This is a genomic window from Legionella navarrensis, assembly GCF_052527415.1.
In genome coordinates, this window is sequence record NZ_JBNVZR010000004.1 from 1 (window position 1) to 20080 (window position 20080).

The window sequence follows — 20080 nt, forward strand, 5'->3', positions numbered from 1 at the left end:
AAATAAATTTGTGTATTGTTATTTTTTCTGAAGTGATTCTGATTTTGTGTATTTTAAGAAGGGTGGTGCGCCCGGAAGGATTCGAACCTCCGACCCTTTGGTTCGTAGCCAAATACTCTATCCAACTGAGCTACGGGCGCATAACTGGCGGAGAGAGAGGGATTCGAACCCTCGATGGGATTTCTCCCATACTCCCTTAGCAGGGGAGCGCCTTCGACCACTCGGCCATCTCTCCAGTCAATCTGGGGCGAAGTATAGCAGGATTTGGGCCGTCGTCAACACCCTTTCAAATAAAAAAAGCATTATTTATCCTTGCGTAATTTACAGAACGCCCGGTTAGCTGCTATCTTCATTGTTATTGTATAAATCGCCAGAGGTCCAGGAGGAGTAATGAAGCAAAAGTCGCATTTGAGTGGTCGTCATGTCTATGTTGTAGATGGTAACCGTACGCCCTTTCTTAAAGCTAAGGACGTCGGCCCGTTTTCCGCATCGGATCTGGCTGTTGCTGCCGGACTGCCTTTGTTGAACCGCCAGCCGTTTTCACCAGAAGATCTGGATGAGGTCATTATCGGTTCAGCCTTACCCAGTCCTGACGAAGCCAATATCGCGCGGGTCATCGCGCTCAGACTGGGCTGCGGCGATAAGGTTCCGGCATTTACCGTTATGCGTAACTGCGCCTCCGGTATGCAGGCACTGGATAATGCAGCCTTACAGATTGCTACAGGTCGAAGTGACCTGATTCTGGCCGGTGGTACAGACGCCATGAGCCATGCACCTTTAATGTTTAATCAGAAAATGGCTTCCTGGCTTGGCCGCTGGTTTGCTGCTAAAGGAGTAGGGCAGCGTCTTGGTTTGATGACACAGTTCAGGCCCTCGTATCTTGCTCCTGTTATCGCCTTGCTTCGTGGGCTGACGGATCCCGTAGTGGGCATGAACATGGGGCAGACGGCCGAAAAGGTGGCCTGGCGTTTCAACTTAACGCGTGAGCAGCTGGATGAGTATGCCTGCGAAAGTCACAGACGCCTCGGCAGTGCCTATACAGAAAACCGTATGTCTGAAGTGACACCTATAGTAGATACCAAAGGTCGTGTGTACACCGAAGACAATGGCATTCGAGCCGATTCGACCGTCGAGAAGCTGGCTAAACTGAAACCTTTCTTTGATAAGAAATATGGCATGGTTACGCCGGGTAACAGCTCGCAAATTACCGACGGCGCCTGCCTGCTGATTTTGGCCAGTGCCGATGCGGTGAAAAAATATGGCCTGAAGGTTATCGGTCGAATTGTGGATTCAGAATGGGCCGCACTCGATCCCACACAAATGGGGCTGGGACCTGTGCATGCGGCAACGCCGATTATGCAGCGTCATAACTTGAAACCGGCAGATCTGGATTGCTGGGAAATCAATGAAGCCTTCGCTGCCCAGGTTCTTGGCTGTCTGGCTGCCTGGAACGATGAGGACTATTGTAAAACGCAGCTGGGACTGAAAAAAGCTCCTGGCGCTCCATCGCTTGAGCAGTTGAATAAAGACGGTGGTGCGATTGCAGCCGGTCATCCAATTGGTGCCAGCGGCGCACGAATCGTGCTGCATACGCTGAAGTCACTGGAGCAGACCAAAGGCAGGCATGGCATGGCAGCCATTTGTATCGGAGGTGGGCAGGGCGGTGCCATGTATCTGGAACACGTTACGGAGGTAAGCGAATAATGGATAGCTACAAACACTGGGAAACACACACAGACGCCGATCACATTGTCTGGCTCGGTATTAATCGGCAGGATGGCAGCGTCAATACAATAAACGATGAAGTGCTCGATGAATTAAACGGATTCCTGAGCGAGCTCAGCAAGGAAAAAGACGTCGCCGGGCTCATTATCTATTCTGCCAAGGAAAAGGGCTTTATCGCTGGAGCTGACGTTAACGCATTTTCCCGCTTCAAGACACCCGAAGAAGCCGTAGACTTCCTGAGAAAAGGACAGACGGTATTTAATCGCCTGGAAGCTCTGGATATTCCAACGGTAGCCATGATTGACGGCTTTTGCATGGGCGGTGGACTGGAGCTGGCACTGGCCTGCCACTATCGTGTCGCCAGCGAAGACCACAGCACGCGCCTTGGTCTGCCGGAAATCATGCTCGGCATACATCCCGGCTGGGGTGGTACCGTGCGTTTGCCTAAGCTTATAGGTGGTTTTAACGCTATGTCGCAGCTTATCCTGACTGGAGCCGCTATCAGCTCTGCACGTGCTAAGGCACTGGGGCTGGTTGATGACGTGGTGCCGGAGCGTCAGCTGAAACGTGCCGCTGTGTATTTTGTGAAAAATAAACCAGCCCAGCATAAGCCCGGCTTCCTGCAATCCCTTACCAATAACTCCTGGGTTCGTTCCATGCTGGCGCCTTTGCTGCGGGCAAACGTAGCCAAACGTGTCAAAAAACAACATTATCCGGCGCCTTACGCCGTAATTGATTTGTGGGAAAATGAAAGTGGAACCGGTGACCGGGCCTATCTGAAAGAGGTGGATTCTGTTGAGCAACTGGTGAGCAAGGGAGCAACAGCTAAAAATCTGATTCGTGCCTTTTTGCTTCGCGAGCGTATGAAGGCCTTTGCCAAAGACAGCAGTTTCGAGGCCAGACACGTGCATGTTATTGGTGCTGGTGTCATGGGTGGTGACATTGCGGCCTGGTGTGCTCTGCGTGGTCTGCACGTGACGCTGCAGGATAAAAGCCATGCGCAGATTGCACCGGCACTGGGACGGGCTCACACCCTGTTCAAAAAGAAATTACGTAAGCCGCGTCTGATCACGGCTGCCATGGATCGCCTGGTTGCTGATCCTGAGGGCTTTGGTGTAGCTAAAGCTGATGTGATTATTGAGGCTGTTTTTGAGAATCTCGAAGTAAAGCAGTCGATCATGAAAGAAGTCGAAGCCAAGGCTAAAAAAGACGCTATCATCGCGACCAACACATCCAGTATTCCTCTGGATGAAATCAGCCAGGTTATGCAAAGCCCTGAACGTCTGGTTGGTATTCATTACTTCAATCCCGTGGCTAAAATGGAGCTGGTTGAGATAGTGAGCAGCAGCAAAACGCTGAAATCTGTGCGCGAACGTGCCTGCTCATTCGTTAATCAGATCGGTCGCTTACCATTACCTGTTAAATCCAGTCCGGGATTTCTGGTCAATCGCACCCTGATGCCGTACTTAATGGAGTGTGTTCAGTTACTTGACGAAGGTGTGCCGGCTGAGACCATTGACCAGGCTGCGAAGGATTTTGGCATGTTCATGGGCCCGGTTGAACTGGCAGATACCGTGGGCATGGACGTATGCCTTGCTGTTGCACAAAATCTGAGTCAGCACTTTGGTGGAACCGTTCCGGAAAAACTCATTGCCATGGTGAAAGAAGGCAAGCTGGGGCGCAAAACCGGCGAAGGCTTTTATCGCTATAAAAATGGCAAGGCGATTAAGAATAAAGTCAGGGAAAACAAAGCCAACACGGATATTGCCAACCGCCTGGTGCTGCGCATGATAAACGAAGCGGCCGCCTGTCTGCGTGAAGGTGTGGTAGCCGACAGCGATCTGCTCGATGGTGCCATGATTTTTGCCACTGGCTTTGCTCCATTCCGCGGAGGCCCAATGAACTACGCTCACGACTTTGGTCACGATAAGCTGAATGAGCTGTTTACCACTCTGGAAACACAGTACGGTCAGCGTTTTAAAATGGATGCACAGCTGAGTTGACATTTGAGGCGGCAGTCTTTGTACTGCCGCTGCCTGTTAGAGAAATAATGGCATGAACAAATATCTCTTCAAGGGGATGATGGCTATTCCTCGATTCAAGCGTCTGCTTTTAGCAGTCGCCGTATGCATCTCGTCCTCTTCTTTCGCAAGCACCTGGGTGTTGCCGGATAAAGGGGATCTGGTGGGTGAAGTTCAGTACGCCACCTCGCTGCCCGGAGAGACACTGGCCGAGGCTGGGGTGCGCTTTGACATAGGCTACTACGAAATGCGCAACGCCAATCCACGCGTTGACCCATTGAGAACCCTGGCTCCCGGAACCCGGCTGTTGATACCATCATTGTACATACTGCCACCAGGAAAGCGACAGGGGCTGGTTATCAATCTGGCTGAGTACCGTTTATATTATTATCCACCGGGTGATAATGTAGTTGTAACGGCACCGGTAGGCATTGGTCGCGAAGGCTGGAATACGCCAATAGGTGAAACAAGAGTTACAGCTAAAGAACGAGATCCCATATGGCGGCCTACTGATAATGTTCGCGCGGAAGCAGCCAGACACGGTACACCCATCCCCAATTCCTTTCCACCGGGGGCTGGAAATCCTCTTGGGAGACACGTGCTGCGGCTGGGCTGGCCAACTTACCTGATACATGGCACAAACCGTCGTGATGGCGTAGGTTCACGTGTCAGTGCGGGCTGCATACGTATGACGCCCGAGGACATTGAATCTCTGTTTGATCAGGTTCCTGTTGGCACGCCGGTAAGAGTGATCAATCAATCCGTTAAAACCGGTTATGACAAAGGAAAGTTATACATGGAGGTTCACCCATTGCTTGAACAGTCCAGAAATCTGTCGCTGAATACCTTAATTACGAAACAGCTATCCGAGTACGGAGTTACCCGTTCTGACCTGATAGCCAGCCAGTCGACCTATCCGGACGGGGTTCCAGCGAAAGTTTCATGAAGTGATGTATCGAGTGTGCCAGTAAAATCACAAACAGTGAACCAGCCAGATCGCTGGGATAATGCCAGCCAAGTAATACGCAGGAAAGCAGCAGCAGGGTATTTAGAGGTAAAAAAACGATCAGCAGCGGTTTCCAGGTGCGCGCAAGATACAGGCATAACCAGGCCCAGATAACATGGAAAGAGGGCATGGCAATCATGCCGCCGTCGATGGTGGCAGGCGGAATGTAATGGTGTATCTGCTGAAACTTTAAACCGGTATCCAGTTGTGATCTGGAAAACAAGGGACTGGAAATATTGCTGGCGGGAGCTGTTGTCGGAAAAAAATAATAAAATACAAAGCCAATGATAGCCGTGAGCAGCATCAGGCAGTAAAACTCCCGTAATTTATCTGAAACAGAAAAAAAACATAATACAAAAGGCAGTACACTTAATTGCAGAGCTATGCTCGCATAGGCCTTGACAAGCAGATAATGGAAATTCGGATGCTGAGAAGCCCAGTACATGATATCTGCCAGATTAATACCGACTTTTGACTCAAAATCAATCAGGCTCTGGTCTATCGCAGGAAAGGGGGTAAATTGTGCGGCATTTGTAAGAATGGCTATGAGCGACAGGGTAATGTACAGCAGAAGGATATTATGTAGAACCCGTGTCGCGTAATGATCAAAATCACAAGTCATTCCAATGCCAAGCCAGGCACAGATCAGATAAATGCCAGGAATCCATGCCTTGGTAGGGAAGTAGTTATTTCCTGGAAATTGATAAACATAATGATTTACAGCGAAAGACACGATACTAAGCAGTATAACCACGAGAGCAGCATAACGGAAACAGCGCTGGGAATTTTGTATGTCATCCATGACAAAAACCTGATTTATACGGTTTGCTGTTCTTTAAGCTTAATGGCCTGATATATTTCCTCCCGGTGTACCTTGACACTACGGGGAGCATCCACGCCAAATTTGATGTTGCCATGCTCAGGCGTTTTGAAAGCCACAAGCCGGATTATTTCGCCGTTAATATTAAAAACAAGCGATTCTTCGAACGATGCGGTAACGATATCCATGAAATTCTCTTTTTTAGAAAGACTTATATCGCACCATCTTTATCATTGCAATAAATTTTACAGAGTTCTTGAGCAAGTGAGCATAAGGCAGGCATTTTTTATTACATATGGCATGTTCCTGGCCAGACTCGTTTGCTCTGCCTGTCAATTTGCTTCCAGGTTAAAACTCAGTTAGAATTGCGCGTTGTAAAAAAACCTTGCCTTACTTGATGTGTTTTATATTAAGAAGGCTTTAATCCACAAGGAGAAACCATGAGACATTACGAAATAGTGTTTCTTGTTCACCCAGATCAAAGTGAACAAGTACCCGCTATGGTTGAGCGTTATGAAGGCGTCATCACCAAACATAACGGCCTGATTCATCGAAAGGAAGACTGGGGACGACGTCCACTGGCTTACCCAATCAATGACGTTCATAAAGCGCATTACATTCTTTTGAACATCGAATGCAATCAGGAAGCCTTGGACGAGCTGAAAAATCTCTTCAAGTTTAACGATGCCATTATACGAAATCTTATTCTTAACAAGTCACACGCGATTACTACCGAATCGATGTTGATGAAAAAAGAAAAAGATACACGTGCAGCCTAAGGAGAACACAACATGTCAGCTTATTTTCGCAGAAAAAAAATGTGTCGATTCAGTGCCGATGGCTCTAACGAAATCGATTACAAAGATATCAACCTGTTAAAAAACTATATTTCTGAAACCGGAAAAATCGTACCCAGCCGTATAACTGGTACGCAAACCCGTTTTCAACGTCAGTTGGCTAAGGCAATCAAGCATGCACGCTTTTTAGGATTGCTCCCGTTTTGTGACAGTCATAGATAAGAGCCAGTCACGTGGATAGCTTTTTGCGCAGGCAAGGACAGTATTTACTGCAAAAAGAACGTTATGCGTTCTTCCTGACAGCGCTGTTGGTGTTTGTTCCCTTTGCAGCCTGGTTATCTGTGGCTGTTGTGGGACTGGTTACACTGCGAAAGAGCAGCTTTGATGGTTTGAGGCTGCTTATAGCGGGTCTGTTGGCAACAGGTGTGGCTTCGCTGTTGTTTGCAACAGCGCCCTATGCCTCTTCAGGCCTGCTTTTTACTTTCGTTATATGTTATGTAGCGGCACTGACGCTTCGAGCAACAGCAAGCTGGAATACGGTTGTTTTTTTGCTGGCGCTGGCTGTGATGCTGATTCTGACAGCGATCCACTGGTTTGCACCATCTTATATACTGGAGCAATACGATGTTTTGCTGGCTGTCCTGAAAAAAATAAATCAGGACAGTCCGGTCGTACAGTTTCTTGGCGACCAAATGGGAAGTAATCGAGAGATCTGGGCTAACTATACGCTGGGTATCCGGGCGTTCAGTTTGATTTGTTCGGTGTTGACGTCTCTGATGTTGGCACGTTACGTTCAGTCATTGCTGTTTTACCCCGGTGGGCTGCGCAAGGAACTTTTGACGTTCCGCGCCAGTTGGCCGGCCGTAGCTATCCTGATTCTGGTTGCAGCAGGTGCCTGGAAAGAAAATACTCTGGCTATCAGCTGTTTACCCATATTGGTGGCCTGGCTAACGGCCGCAGGAATGAGTTTGTTATTTTATGTGATGTCCAAACGGAACAGCCTGCTTATATTGCTGCTCTTGTTTGTTCCACTGATTATACTGCCTTACGTTATGTTGCCGCTGTATATCATGTTGGGCTCACTGGATAGTTTGTTTAATTTTAGATCGCGTCTGTCATCAATATCAGACGATACTGAAAAATAAGGGGTTAATCATGCAAGTTATCTTATTGGAAAAGGTAAGAAATCTCGGCAATTTGGGTGACAGGGTTGATGTTAAGGCTGGTTACGGCCGTAACTACCTGATCCCACAAAATAAGGCAGTTTTTGCAACAGCAAAAAATATTGAGCATTTCGAGCAACGTCGTTCGGAGCTTGAAGCAAAGGCTAAACAAAGTCTGGCTCAGGCAGAACAACGCGCCTCCAAATTGAATGATATCACTGTTGTTATTGCGGCCATGGCCAGTGATGAAGGCAAGCTGTACGGTTCAGTTGGTCCTAATGAGATCAAAGACGCCCTGGTTGCCAAGTCTGTGGAAATCAGCAAACGTGAAATCGTTATGCCTGAAGGCCCATTGCACTCTGTTGGTGATTACGTTGTTGAAATTCATGTTCACAGCGATGTTATTGCTAATTTACAGGTACAGATCGTTTCTTCAAAATAATTGAGGATTGATCGATTGATATATCAAATCCCAGATGCGGTGGTTTAGCAGTCTGGGATTTTTTTTATGCGGGTTCTTCTAACTTTGCTCAGACATCAGGGGCTTCCATTTGATGTTACATCCCAGACTGGGAATCTGGTCACCAGAGACCGGCTCTCCTGCCAGCACACAATCAAGCGCATGACGTATTGATGAGCCTGTCACCGGGACATTGTTGCCGGGACGGGAGTTATCCAGCTGGCCACGATATACCAGGCTCAAATCCCCTGAATAAACAAAAAAATCAGGTGTACAGGCGGCCTGATAGGCTTTTGCAACGGCCTGACTGGAATCAAAGAGGTAGGGAAATGGATAGGCCTCTTTCTCTGCCGTTGCCCTCATATTGACAGGAGAGTCGTCAGGGTAATGTTCAACGTCATTGGAGCTGATGGCAATGAAGCGAACCCCGCGAGACTGATAATCACTGGCAAGTCGTGTTAATTCAGTATTAACGTGTTTGACATATGGGCAATGATTACAGATAAACATAATAACGCAGGCGGCATATTCGCCTGGCCTCGGCCGCGTAACGGGAAGACCACTGATGACGTCCTCAAGAGTAAACTCAGGCGCTTTCGTGCCTAATGCTGCCATGATCGAAGGTGTTTTAGCCATGTAGCTTCCTTAAACTGATTTAAAGATAGGGCGCTGCGATTCGGCACATCATAACCGCTGCAAACAGCGTGTTTAAAATGGCCCAAATGAGCGATACGCGAACTGTTTTATACTGGTAGTAGGCGTAAATTGCGATTGACAGACTGCCAGACATAAATATCCAGTTATTATTGTACGAAAACCCTATCGACATCGCAGCAATTCCGAGAATACCAGTAAACAGATATACGTTGTTAAATTGACCGCTGACAATATAGTAAAACAATAATTGCAGGCAAAGTAAGGCCGGCAGAGCAATCTGCAGCACAGGGCCGATGCCAAGGTAAATGGCACTGTGGCCGGCTATAAGAATCAATTCCAGCGCAATAAAATAGATCAGCTGGAAGTGTATTGCTGTGCCCAATAGCAGGGTTGAACCTGCTATATACCATAGTTGTGCTGACGGTTGCAGAACGCCGATAATGAGTATGATTGAGCCAAGCACCCCAGAGGCCAGAAACAAATAGTCCTTGTATGCTTTATTCAATATATCACCATTTCAGGTAAATACCTTTGGCAACTGAATCAGAGATAATTTGCTGTTGGCTTTTGTTAATGGATACCCAGTAATTGCCCATATTGCTCAGAGCAAAACGAACGCGCGGATACTGGCATACATCGAGCACCTCCCGGCAATCGACTTTTTCGCTGTTGGTATCATCTACAGAAAAACATTGAAAGCTGAGGCTTGCTACATCAGAAGCCAGAGCGGCCCAGTTTTTTGGATCCAGTTTTGCCGTGAGAGAAGGGCTCATGAATACTTCACGGGATTCGTAGCGCTGCATTTCAATATTTTTATCACTGCGATTCTGAACGAGGTAGTACGTTTGATTACCTGTATCGTTTACTACGAGGTTGGTGCCATTATAACCAAATCCGGTCACTTCGCAGCCACGTGGAAAGCTGCCTGCTTCAACAGCAGTTACGTACAGCGCTGTGGTGGCCAGAGAAGCGATAATTATTTTTTTTACAGACATGTGAACCCTTCAGTTTAATTTAGTGTCGATATTTTAATCCTGTTTCGGTCATGTGACAATCATCGATAATGCATGCTCGAACATCAAATCGATTAATGATCTTTGTAAGCCGCAATTTTAGAAAGCAGCAAAGGCGAATAGGTTCGATAAAAGCTCAGGGACAGATAAAGAACGATATAGCCCATGGAAAGTACCAGACATATCGGATTCATGGTTGGCCACGTCCACAGCAACAAGGCTGAGCAGATGGCGTAAACAAGGGAGAAGCCATGCATCAGAAGCTTCAGGTGCCTGTTTTCAGTCAGATAATCCAGTCGTGAAGGATAAACGTATTTGATCGGCACAAAAATTAATACACAGAATACCGCGAGAATAATGGCATTTGTCAGGCTTGATGTTGAAAAGATGAACATGTAAAACACAGCTATGTTCCAATAGCAGGGAAAGCCCTTGAAAAAGTGATCGGGCGTTTTGGCGTCGGCCTGACAAAACTGATACGAGGAGGTGATGATGATTGCAATGATAATGATCATCGACCACGAAGGCGGCAGCATATCAGATTTTACATACAGGAAAAAACAGGGTGTTATGACATAGTTAACGTAGTCAACAATGTTGTCCAGCAAGGCCCCGTCAAGATTGGGCAGTACCGACTTAACGCCCACAAAACGAGCGAGGGTGCCATCAAGTGCATCGATAACAATGGTGATGGCCATTAACCAGAGAGCCTGTTGATATTCGTGCTGATAAATTCTGGCAAGCGTCAACAGACCAATGCATGCCGCGCTGGCGGTAAACGCATGCACGGCCCAGGCAACCAGGTAGTGGGCAGGGTGGTAGCCTGGTTTTTTTGGCGTCATATGTATTTCCTGAAAGAGGTTTATCTGCCATACGGCATGGTTATCTTAATCTTAAAATAGTAACAATATTTAAAACCCATAAGCAAGGCTTGTGCTAGTATTAAATTATTTTGACAGATTATTGAATCACAATTGAAATTTATCCAATCAAGTGGAGCAATCATGATCCATACAACGAATCCTGCTACGGGAGCGGTACTGCACAAATACCCGGAATTAAGTGAAGCGGATGCCAGACTTGCCGTAGAGCAGGGACATCGCGCCTTTCTCGCGTGGAAATCGACCTCCTTTGCTGAACGCAGCCGCCTGATGCTTCGTGTATCGGAGCTGTTGCTTGAGCGCTCGAAAGAACTGCGCCTGCTGATTGCCCGTGAAATGGGCAAGCCAGTCAGCCAGGGGCAGAAGGAAATTGAAAAGTGTGCATGGGTGTGTCGGCATTACGCTGCTGAGGCCGAAGCCTATCTAGAGCCACGAATGATTACTACTGAGATGAGTAAAGCCATGGTCTGCTATCAGCCTTTAGGGGTTGTTTTTGCCATTATGCCGTGGAATTTTCCAGCCTGGCAGGTCTTTCGATTTTTGGCGCCGACCCTGATGGCGGGTAATGCCGCGATATTAAAACATGCACCAAACTGTTATGGCACGGGTCAAGCTATCGCCAGTCTTCTGTCAGAGGCCGGTTTTCCCGTGCATCTTTTTCAGCACACTGCTTTAAGTAACGAAACAGCCGCTTCCGTCCTTGCTCATCCAGACATTGTTGGACTCAGCTTTACCGGCAGTGGTAAAACCGGGCGATTACTGTCATCACTGGCATCAGCGCATTTAAAAAAATCGCTGCTGGAGCTGGGGGGCAGCGATCCCTATCTGATTCTCGATGATGCGGATATTGATCTGGCGGCAGAGCGCGTGGTTTCGTCGCGTTTGAGCAATTGTGGACAGGTCTGTATTTCAGCCAAGCGAATTATTGCAAATGTATCGATTTATGATCAGTTGGTTGATAAAATAATCCAGTTGATGTCAGGCTATGTGATGGGTGATCCAGAAAATATGAGCACCAGCCTTGGGCCAATGGCGCGAGGCGATTTGCGCTCGCTTTTGCATTCCCAGGTTGAAGCCAGCATTGCCAGAGGCGCACAGCTTGTTCTGGGCGGCAAAATTCCTGAGGGTCCAGGATTCTATTATCCTCCGACCCTGTTAACGAATGTCAGACCGGGCATGCCTGCTTTTGATGAAGAGCTGTTTGGCCCTGTTCTTTCCGTCATCAAGGCCGCTGATGAGAAAGACGCACTGCAACTGGCTAATCAGAGCCCTTATGGGCTGGCTGCAGCTGTTTTTACACGGGATGAGATAAAAGGCGAATCAATCGCATTACAGATCAATGCAGGAACCTGTTTTGTGAATGAGAGCGTATCTTCCGATCCTCGTGTTCCCTTTGGCGGCATTAAGCAGTCCGGCTTTGGCCGCGAGCTGTCGCGTGAAGGGATACTTGAGTTTGTTAATACGAAAACCATCTGTGTTAAGTGAGTCGATATGTCGCAAAATCAGATAGTATATATTTCAGCAGACGCTCAGGAGATGCGATGCTTTGAGGACGGCGAACTTTACAGGGTCTATCCGGTATCTACTGCAAAAAACGGGCTTGGTGAAAAGATGGGAAGCCAGTGCACGCCGCGAGGCTGGCATGCCGTCTATTCTCATATTGGCATGAATGCTGAAACAAACAGCGTGTTTGTCTCCCGCCAATGGACAGGTGAACTGTATTCGGACGAACTGGCAGCGGCACATCCTGACAGAGACTGGATCCTGACGCGCATTCTTCAGCTCGATGGTCTTGAGCCCGGCTTTAATAAGGGTGGCGACGTTGACAGCCTGCAACGCTACATTTATATACACGGTACTCCGGACAGCACGGACATGAGCATACCGGGTTCGCATGGCTGTATCCGTATGCGTAATAAGGATGTGATTGAGTTTGCTAAATGGGTTCTTGATGGTACGCGCGTGCATATTGATTAGGCCGTCTTAGTCGTCCTGCCATTCCAAATTGGTCTTTTTTGGTACAAATAAGGCGGAAATTCTCTCATGAAACACGCTCTGCCTGTGTACCCCTTACTATTAACAGGTATATAATTACAGATTAAGCTGTAATATGATAAATTTACATAACCGTTCTCAGTCCCGATTCTGCCAGATGATGGACTGAATTCATAATTCACTTTCAGCCCAGCGAGGTTTTTGAATGTCTTACAAATTTGAAAATGGAAAAGATGCCATTATTGATAATGTGGTGAATAAAATCAGCCAGAAAATGAGTGTCGATCAATCCGTTTTGTGCAGTCAATTTGTGAGGCAGTTTCTGGAAACCGTTTCCTACGATGATCTTGTCGAATGGGAAATGGACGATCTATACGGCGCCCTTGTTAATTTCTGGTCTCTGATGCTGGTTCGTCAACCTGATGAAACAAAAATACGCATTTATAACCCAGAGCTTGAACGACACGGCTGGCAGACAACCCATACCGTAATTGAAATTATTACGAAGGACATGCCCTTCCTGGTTGACTCCCTGCGCATGATTATTAATCGCCTGGGGCATGTATCGCATCTGATCGTTCACATGGAAGGCCTCGTTCTTCGTCGTGATCCGGTTGATCATCACATCACCGATGTGTTGCCTGCAGGAAGTGCGAAAGATAACAAAGACAGTACAGTGTCTCTTGAAGCTCCCATTCTGATAGAGATTGACCGCCAGACTGATCCTGGTGTTCTGGATGACCTGCATCAAAATCTGGAGCGCATCATTGCTGATAACAAGGCTGTGGTGGAAGACTGGCCTGAAATGCGTAAGAAAGTCCGTGATGCCATTGAGGAGCTCGATGTCACTGCACCGATGATTGATCCGGCTGAAGCAGAAGAGACACGGGCCTTTTTAAACTGGATTGAGGATCATCATTTTACTTTTCTGGGTGTCCGGGATTACAAGCTCATCACCAAAGGCAAGGATATGGTTCTGGAGCCTCTTCCTGAAACCGGTCTGGGTGTTTTACGCGCCAGTCTAAGTAAGTCGTCTTCACGTAATATATCTACCATGTCACCAGAAGCACGTGAACTGACGCTGTCGTCCCGCGCGCTTGTCATGTTTAAAACCAACACCGAAGCAACCGTACATCGACGAGCCTATACCGACTATATCGGTATCAAACGCTTTGATAATAAGGGCAAGGTGATCGGTGAGCGACGTATTATTGGTCTGTACACATCCGCCGCTTATAATACTAACCCGAGACATATCCCCTTCCTTCGTCACAAAGTGGCGTCCATCATGGCCAATTCCAATCTTGATCTGAAAAGCCATGTCGGAAAGATATTGCTGAATATTCTGGAAACCCTGCCACGCGATGATTTAATACAGGGTTCTGAAGACGAACTGCTTGAAATTTCAATGGGTATCTACCACATGCAGGAGCGCAGACGTATTCGTATGTTCGCGCGCGTGGATTTGTACCATCGTTTTGTTTCCTGCTTTGTTTTCGTGCCTAAGGAACGCTATAACACGGAATTACGGCAGGTGATGCAGAAAATTCTCGAAGACAGTTTCCATGCGGAGGAAATTACCTGGGCAACGTCGTTTTCTGAATCGATTCTTGCGCGAATCCACTTCATCATCCGCACCAATCCAGAGGACACAACCGTCTGGGATTTCAAGGAAATTGAAAAAAAGCTGATTGAGGCGGGACGCTCATGGACTGATGATCTGCAGCATTATCTGTCTGAAGCCTATGGTGAGGAACAGGCCAATCGCTTGTTTGCACGTTATAAAAATGCGTTTCCCGTTAACTATTCAGACAGCTTCACCCCAAGGGTTGCCGTATATGATATCAAACACGTGGAAGCCTTGTCGGAATCCACCCCGCTGATCATTAATTTCTACCATTCACTGGATGAGCGGCCAGACTGCTTCCGCTTAAAAATTTATCAAAATGACGTCACCATCCCCTTGTCTGATGTGTTGCCGATTGTTGAGCACCTTGGCCTGCGCGCAATCAGTGAGCGTCCCTATCTGCTAAAGTTCGAAGACGGAAAAATTACCTGGATCAACGAATTTACCCTGCAGTATACCGGCGACATGTCTTTTGAACTCGATGAAATCAAAGAGCTGTTCCAGAATGCCTTTGCCAGCGTCTGGGCAGGCCAGGCGGAAAACGACGGATTTAATCAACTGGTTCTTGGCGCGCGACTGACCTGGCGTCAGGTGGCTGTTTTACGAACCTATGCCAAGTATTTTAAACAGATTGGTTTTACCTTCAGTCAGCACTACATCGAGAAAGCGTTAAATAATAATACGAACATAGCCAGAATGCTGGTTAGTCTCTTTGATCTGCGCTTTAATCCGGGACACACGGGTTCCCGTGATCTTGAATGTGCGAATCAGGTTGACCAGATATTCAAGGCCCTTGATACCGTATCGAACCTCGATGAAGATAAAATCATCCGTCAATACGTGCAGGTTATTAATGCCACCGTGCGTACTAACTACTACCAGGTGGATAAGAACGGTCAGCATAAGTCCTATATTTCCATCAAACTGGACAGTAAATTAATTCCCAAGCTGCCAAAACCTTATCCCATGTTTGAGATTTTTGTGTATTCACCACGTTTTGAAGGTGTGCATTTACGCGGTGGAAAGGTTGCGCGCGGTGGTTTGCGCTGGTCAGATCGACGTGAGGACTTCCGCACCGAGATTCTTGGACTGATGAAAGCGCAGCAGGTAAAAAATGCGGTGATTGTTCCCTCGGGAGCCAAAGGTGGATTCGTTTCCAAGCAGACACCGATTAACAGCACGCGCGAACAAGTCCTGGCCGAAGGGGTAGCCTGCTATCAGGAGTTCATTCGCAGCCTGCTCGATATCACAGACAATTATCAGGATGGCAAGGTCATCAAGCCGGAGCAGGTTGTCTGCTTTGATGAGGATGATCCCTACCTTGTTGTGGCTGCTGACAAAGGAACGGCTACGTTTTCAGACTACGCCAATGCTATTTCTCTGGAATACGGTTTCTGGATGGGCGATGCCTTTGCATCTGGTGGTTCAGTCGGCTACGACCATAAAAAAATTGGTATTACCGCCCGCGGTGCATGGGAGTCGGTAAAACGTCATTTTTATGAGTTGAATTATGATATCTCCAAGAATGATTTTACTGTTGTGGGCATTGGTGATATGGCTGGCGACGTGTTCGGTAATGGCATGCTGTTATCTCGACACATTAAGCTGGTAGCCGCCTTTAACCATCTGCACATTTTTATCGATCCCAACCCCGATGCTGAAACCAGTTTCATTGAGCGGAAACGTCTGTTCGATTTGCCGCGTTCAAACTGGACCGACTACAACAGCAAACTGATTTCAAAAGGTGGCGGTGTCTTTAACCGAAACGCCAAATCCATTCCGGTCAGCAAGGAAATGCAAAAGGTTTTTGACATCAAGGCTGACAGCATTGAACCCAATGAGCTGATCCGAGCGGCACTGAGAGCGAAAGTAGATTTGTTATGGAGTGCCGGGATAGGTACCTTTGTGAAAGCGTCTTCAGAAAGTCACACCGATGTCGGCGACAGGAACAACGATGCTACCCGTGTTAATGCGCGGCAACTGCGCTGCAAGGTAGTAGGAGAGGGCGGTAATCTTGGCCTGACTCAGCTGGCACGTATTGAATATGCCATGCGCGGCGGATTGATTTACACCGATTTTATTGACAACTCCGGTGGGGTAAGCTGCTCTGACAAAGAAGTGAACATCAAAATCCTGTTAAATGCGATCGTCAGCAGTGGTGACCTGACCTTTAAACAGCGAAACACACTCTTGAGCGAAATGACCAATGAAGTGGCTTCACTGGTTTTACGTGAAAACGTGCTGCAGACGCGGGCAATCAGTCTGACCGTCACTCAGGGATTGCGTTCAATTGATTTGCACAGCCGTTATATCAACGAGATGGAGCGTACGGGCAAAATTGACCGGGCGGTCGAGTTTATTCCCGATGACAAGCTGATTCTCGAAGGCAAGCTGTCTGGTAAGGGCTTAACCGCTCCTACCATTGCGGTTCTGCTTTGTTACAGCAAAACCCTGCTTAAAGAGGAGATTCTGTCATCCGATGTCCCTGAAGATCCTTATTTGAAAAAGCTTCTGGTCAGTTACTTCCCACAACCATTGCAGAGCAAATTCAGCAAGGAAATGGAAAATCATCCGCTTAAGCGTGAAATCATTGCCACAAGCCTGAGTAACGTAATCATCAACGAGATGGGATTCTCTTTCGTATTCCGTATGCGGGAAGAAACAGGGGCTCCAGTGTCGGCAATTATCCGTGCCTACATGATCGCCCGTCGCGTGCTGGATATTGACGCCGTATGGGCTGGAATGGAAAAAATGGAATCCATTATCAGTTCCGATAAGCAAACCGAACTGGTTATGCAGTATGTTCGTCTGTTGCGTCGAGTAACCCGCTGGTTCCTGCGGACACAGCGTACACGCTTGAATATCAGCAAGGCGGTTAAGCTGTTCGTGCCAGGCGTCATCGAGCTGAAAAAATCGATCCCGGCTGTATTGGGCGAAGGAAACCGTGCGCTGTATGAGGAATTTTTCAATCAGTATTGCTCCATGGGCATTGCTCCTGAGTTTGCGCATGAGCTGACGTTGCCCAGAGCCTTGTTTTCTGCAATGGATATCATCGACGTGGCGCATAATCTGGGTATCAGCGTGCCTAAGGTAGCGCAGATTTATTTCCATATCGGTGACTTCCTGTCTCTGGCATGGATTCGCATGCAGGTGATTATTCATCCCACGGAAAACAACTGGGAAGCCTTGTCGCGCGAAGCTTTACGGGATGATCTTGACTGGCAGCAAAGACAGCTCACTGCAGGAATTATCGGTCTGGATGATAAAAACAATCAGGATTATATGCTTTGTTTTGAACTCTGGTCGAAAACACATGCGGCCCTGATCGAGCGATGGCATAAGATTCTGGCTGATCTGCGCTCAACGCCCATATTAAACTACACGATGTTTTTTGTGGCGATAAGAGAGCTGCTTGATCTGACACAGACCACGATGCAAATGCTGGAAAAAGACGCTGTTTCCTGATCACGAACATGGCCTGAAAAGTGAAAATACTTTCCAGGCCATGGTGTTCAATGTTATATGATGATTTTATTACACGGTGGGCAATAGGTTTATGCAGAATGAAACAGTTTTTTATACTATTTTCCTGATTTTTGCTGGTGCTGCTGTTTTTTCAACGATTGTACTGTATACGAGGCAGTCGCTGCTGGTTGCTTATATTCTTCTGGGTGCCGCTCTGGGTCCATGGGGTTTAAAGCTGGTTTCCGACATCAGCATTGTGCAGCAGGTAGGTGATGTAGGTATTGTGTTTCTGCTCTTTTTACTGGGTTTGCATCTGCAACCACAAAACCTGGTGCACATGCTGAGAAAAATCACCTGGATAGCCGTTATCAGTTCGCTGCTGTTCGCCATTATTGCCTATGCGATTGGAATATGGTTTGGATTATCGAAAACAGAGGCCTGCGTACTGGGCGCCTCCATGATGTTTTCCAGTACCATTATTGGTTTGAAATTATTGCCAACCACCATTTTGCATCACCAGCACACTGGCGAGGTGATGATAAGTGTACTTCTTTTGCAGGACATTATTGCGATTATCGTTCTGATTCTGATTAACGGAGCCCAATCAGACGGTGGTTTGAGTGTACATGACTTCTTGCTGGTCGGTATCGCATTGCCTTTGCTAATCCTCTTCGCCTTTGCTTTTGAACGCTACGTCCTGGTTAAGCTGCTGGCTCGATTTGACCGTACTCAGGAGTATGTATTTCTATTATCCATCGGCTGGTGCCTTGGTTTATCGATGCTCGGTGAGAAAATGGGGCTGTCTGAGGACATCGGGGCCTTCGTTGCAGGCGTGGCGCTGGCATCCAGTCCTATCTCCCTCTATATTGCCGAAAGTCTGAAACCATTGCGGGATTTTTTCCTGGTGATGTTCTTTTTCTCCATTGGCGCAACATTTAATTTTGACTTTGTCGCTCAGGTTGTTTACCCAGCCTGTATTCTCGCCGCACTTATGCTGACACTGAAACCGTTGCTGTTTAAGTATCTGCTTGTAAAATCTGGAGAAAAGGGAGCCGTTGCGAAAGAGGTTGGTTTTCGACTCGGACAGGCCAGTGAATTCTCCCTTCTGGTTGCAAGTATTGCATATAGTACTAAACTGATATCTGATGTAGCGTCTAATCTAATACAGGCCACAACCATTTTGACCTTTATTGCCTCATCTTATTTGGTGGTATTAAAATACCCGACGCCAATCGCCCTGTCGGATAACATGCGTAAGGATTAAACATGAAACTGCTGGTTATTATTCTTTGTCTGCTGAGTGAGCGCTATCTGGTTCATGCGATTTCTCATCGCAGGTTTTACTGGTTTGGCGACTACATGGGCATGGTTAACCGTGTCCTTACCGAGGACCGGATGCTGTCAGGTGCCTGGACGGCACTTGCCCTTGCGGTGCTGCCGATTGTTTTGTTTGTGGCCCTGATTTTATATTTTCTGTCTGACGCGCTGTTTGGTTTTATCGGTCTGCTGCTGAATCTGGCGATTTTTTATTATTGCCTGGGACCGGATAACTCATTTTATCCCGTTCACAAACCCGGGGACGAGGGAAATGAAGAGATGTCAGCTGGCCATTATCTTGCCAGTGTAAACAATCAGCTGTTTGCCGTCATATTCTGGTTTATTGTGGCAGGACCACTGGCAGTTCTGGGTTATCGCCTTGTATATCTTTGTCGCGATCAGGAGAAAACACGCTCTGCTGCCATCATCCTTTCATCCTGGCTGGACTGGATAACCAGTCGTCTGACCCTGCTTTTGTATATGCTGGTCGGAAATTTCCAGCGTGGGTTTAATTATTATTCAAAAATGTTTTTTAGTTCACCCGCCAACAATGAAACCATGTTGAGCGAAGGTGGTTTACTGGTTGCACACACAGAAGGGGAGGAACAGGTGACTCTGGCCTACGCACAGAATCTGGTCGAACATGCCCTGATTGTGTGTCTGGTCTTCCTGGCCTTTTTTACGCTGGTAGCCTGGCTGTGATGTTTATCATTAATTCGCGAGTATAATAAAAATGACCAATTTGATTCGAGTGGCGCTGGCTGTCTGTCTTGTTATGATGGCCGCCTGCACGGTACAGACGAATACGATCCAGACCCGTTCAGCCATACAGAGCTGTACGGCCTCCTGCGAGCAACGCGCAGCACAGTGCAACAAGACCTGTCGTAACAATTGTCAGCAATGTCAGGCGCACGTGGCACAGATGACCGCAAAGGATTACAGTCGCTATGTACATGAACAATCAGTGAAAGGCGGCTTTATCGCCCGCAATTTCAATTCCTATCGGGATCCATTACAATGCCGCAAAGTTACCTGCAATTGCCGCGCTGACTACCAGATCTGCGTGCAATCCTGCGGTGGTGTGGTTAAGAAACAGCTGCAGGCAGCTCCCTATTGCCAATAAATATTGAACA

General features: G+C 47.5%; 19 protein-coding genes and 2 tRNA genes. 13 read left to right on the forward strand and 8 right to left on the reverse strand.

What is annotated here, in order from left to right:
- Positions 1-63 precede the first annotated feature (63 nt).
- Positions 64-140, reverse strand: a tRNA-Arg gene (locus ACQUTA_RS03695).
- Between the two features lie 5 nt (positions 141-145).
- Positions 146-235: transfer RNA gene (locus tag ACQUTA_RS03700), tRNA-Ser, on the reverse strand.
- Between the two features lie 155 nt (positions 236-390).
- Here ACQUTA_RS03700 and ACQUTA_RS03705 point away from each other — a divergent pair.
- The 3 genes from ACQUTA_RS03705 to ACQUTA_RS03715 are packed head-to-tail and all read left to right on the forward strand — an operon-like array spanning position 391 to position 4692.
- Positions 391-1704, forward strand: coding sequence for an acetyl-CoA C-acetyltransferase (locus ACQUTA_RS03705; protein ID WP_444986859.1), 1314 nt, complete (start codon positions 391-393; stop codon positions 1702-1704).
- Positions 1704-3728 (forward strand): 3-hydroxyacyl-CoA dehydrogenase NAD-binding domain-containing protein, encoded by a 2025-nt coding sequence (locus ACQUTA_RS03710; RefSeq protein ID WP_444986860.1) that lies wholly within the window; start codon positions 1704-1706, stop codon positions 3726-3728. The genes ACQUTA_RS03705 and ACQUTA_RS03710 overlap by 1 nt, the downstream gene beginning before the upstream one ends.
- Positions 3729-3780: 52 nt before the next feature.
- A complete protein-coding gene (locus tag ACQUTA_RS03715) occupies positions 3781-4692 on the forward strand; it encodes a L,D-transpeptidase family protein (RefSeq protein ID WP_444986861.1) in 912 nt (303 codons plus the stop codon).
- Here ACQUTA_RS03715 and ACQUTA_RS03720 read toward each other — a convergent pair.
- Positions 4625-5554, reverse strand: coding sequence for a phosphatase PAP2 family protein (locus ACQUTA_RS03720; RefSeq protein WP_444986862.1), 930 nt, complete (start codon positions 5552-5554; stop codon positions 4625-4627). The genes ACQUTA_RS03715 and ACQUTA_RS03720 overlap by 68 nt on opposite strands.
- A 14-nt stretch (positions 5555-5568) precedes the next feature.
- Positions 5569-5760 (reverse strand): carbon storage regulator, encoded by a 192-nt coding sequence (locus tag ACQUTA_RS03725; RefSeq protein WP_444986863.1) that lies wholly within the window; start codon positions 5758-5760, stop codon positions 5569-5571.
- A 252-nt stretch (positions 5761-6012) separates the two neighbouring features.
- On the opposite strand from ACQUTA_RS03725, the gene rpsF reads away from it, so the two are divergent.
- The 4 genes from rpsF to rplI are packed head-to-tail and all read left to right on the forward strand — an operon-like array spanning position 6013 to position 7974.
- The gene (gene rpsF, locus ACQUTA_RS03730) at positions 6013-6351 is read left to right on the forward strand and encodes a 30S ribosomal protein S6 (protein ID WP_444986864.1); all 339 of its coding nucleotides are present in this window, start codon (positions 6013-6015) and stop codon (positions 6349-6351) included.
- Between the two features lie 12 nt (positions 6352-6363).
- Positions 6364-6591 carry a 30S ribosomal protein S18 gene (gene rpsR, locus ACQUTA_RS03735; protein WP_444986865.1) on the forward strand — a complete coding sequence of 76 codons (228 nt, stop codon included), beginning with the start codon at positions 6364-6366 and terminating at the stop codon, positions 6589-6591.
- 11 nt (positions 6592-6602) lie between these two features.
- Complete coding sequence (locus tag ACQUTA_RS03740) at positions 6603-7514, forward strand: hypothetical protein (RefSeq protein WP_444986866.1); 912 nt, start codon at positions 6603-6605, stop codon at positions 7512-7514.
- Positions 7515-7524: 10 nt separating this feature from the next.
- Entirely contained in the window at positions 7525-7974 is a 450-nt protein-coding gene (gene rplI / locus ACQUTA_RS03745) for a 50S ribosomal protein L9 (protein ID WP_444986867.1), read from the forward strand.
- Positions 7975-8052: 78 nt separating this feature from the next.
- On the opposite strand, the gene ACQUTA_RS03750 is transcribed toward rplI, so the two are convergent.
- The 4 genes from ACQUTA_RS03750 to pcsA form a co-directional block, all read right to left on the reverse strand.
- On the reverse strand, positions 8053-8628 hold the full coding sequence (locus ACQUTA_RS03750; protein ID WP_444986868.1) for a thioredoxin family protein: 576 nt from the start codon (positions 8626-8628) through the stop codon (positions 8053-8055).
- A gap of 19 nt (positions 8629-8647) precedes the next feature.
- On the reverse strand, positions 8648-9154 hold the full coding sequence (locus ACQUTA_RS03755) for a hypothetical protein (RefSeq protein WP_444986869.1): 507 nt from the start codon (positions 9152-9154) through the stop codon (positions 8648-8650).
- 4 nt (positions 9155-9158) lie between these two features.
- Complete coding sequence (locus tag ACQUTA_RS03760; protein WP_444986870.1) at positions 9159-9644, reverse strand: enhanced entry protein EnhB; 486 nt, start codon at positions 9642-9644, stop codon at positions 9159-9161.
- Between the two features lie 92 nt (positions 9645-9736).
- A complete protein-coding gene (gene pcsA, locus ACQUTA_RS03765; RefSeq protein ID WP_444986871.1) occupies positions 9737-10504 on the reverse strand; it encodes a phosphatidylcholine synthase in 768 nt (255 codons plus the stop codon).
- Positions 10505-10663: 159 nt separating this feature from the next.
- Here pcsA and ACQUTA_RS03770 point away from each other — a divergent pair, with 159 nt between their 5' ends.
- The 6 genes from ACQUTA_RS03770 to ACQUTA_RS03795 all read left to right on the forward strand — a co-directional run bounded on the left by ACQUTA_RS03770 (position 10664) and on the right by ACQUTA_RS03795 (position 20070).
- Positions 10664-12028 carry an NAD-dependent succinate-semialdehyde dehydrogenase gene (locus ACQUTA_RS03770; protein WP_444986999.1) on the forward strand — a complete coding sequence of 455 codons (1365 nt, stop codon included), beginning with the start codon at positions 10664-10666 and terminating at the stop codon, positions 12026-12028.
- A gap of 6 nt (positions 12029-12034) precedes the next feature.
- The gene (locus ACQUTA_RS03775; protein WP_444986872.1) at positions 12035-12520 is read left to right on the forward strand and encodes a L,D-transpeptidase family protein; all 486 of its coding nucleotides are present in this window, start codon (positions 12035-12037) and stop codon (positions 12518-12520) included.
- A 223-nt stretch (positions 12521-12743) separates the two neighbouring features.
- Entirely contained in the window at positions 12744-17630 is a 4887-nt protein-coding gene (locus ACQUTA_RS03780; RefSeq protein ID WP_444986873.1) for an NAD-glutamate dehydrogenase, read from the forward strand.
- Between the two features lie 91 nt (positions 17631-17721).
- A complete protein-coding gene (locus ACQUTA_RS03785; RefSeq protein ID WP_444986874.1) occupies positions 17722-18894 on the forward strand; it encodes a cation:proton antiporter in 1173 nt (390 codons plus the stop codon).
- 2 nt (positions 18895-18896) lie between these two features.
- Entirely contained in the window at positions 18897-19649 is a 753-nt protein-coding gene (ampE, locus tag ACQUTA_RS03790; protein ID WP_444986875.1) for a regulatory signaling modulator protein AmpE, read from the forward strand.
- A 31-nt stretch (positions 19650-19680) separates the two neighbouring features.
- Entirely contained in the window at positions 19681-20070 is a 390-nt protein-coding gene (locus tag ACQUTA_RS03795) for an Aq_678 family protein (RefSeq protein WP_444986876.1), read from the forward strand.
- The last annotated feature ends 10 nt before the right edge of the window (positions 20071-20080 follow it).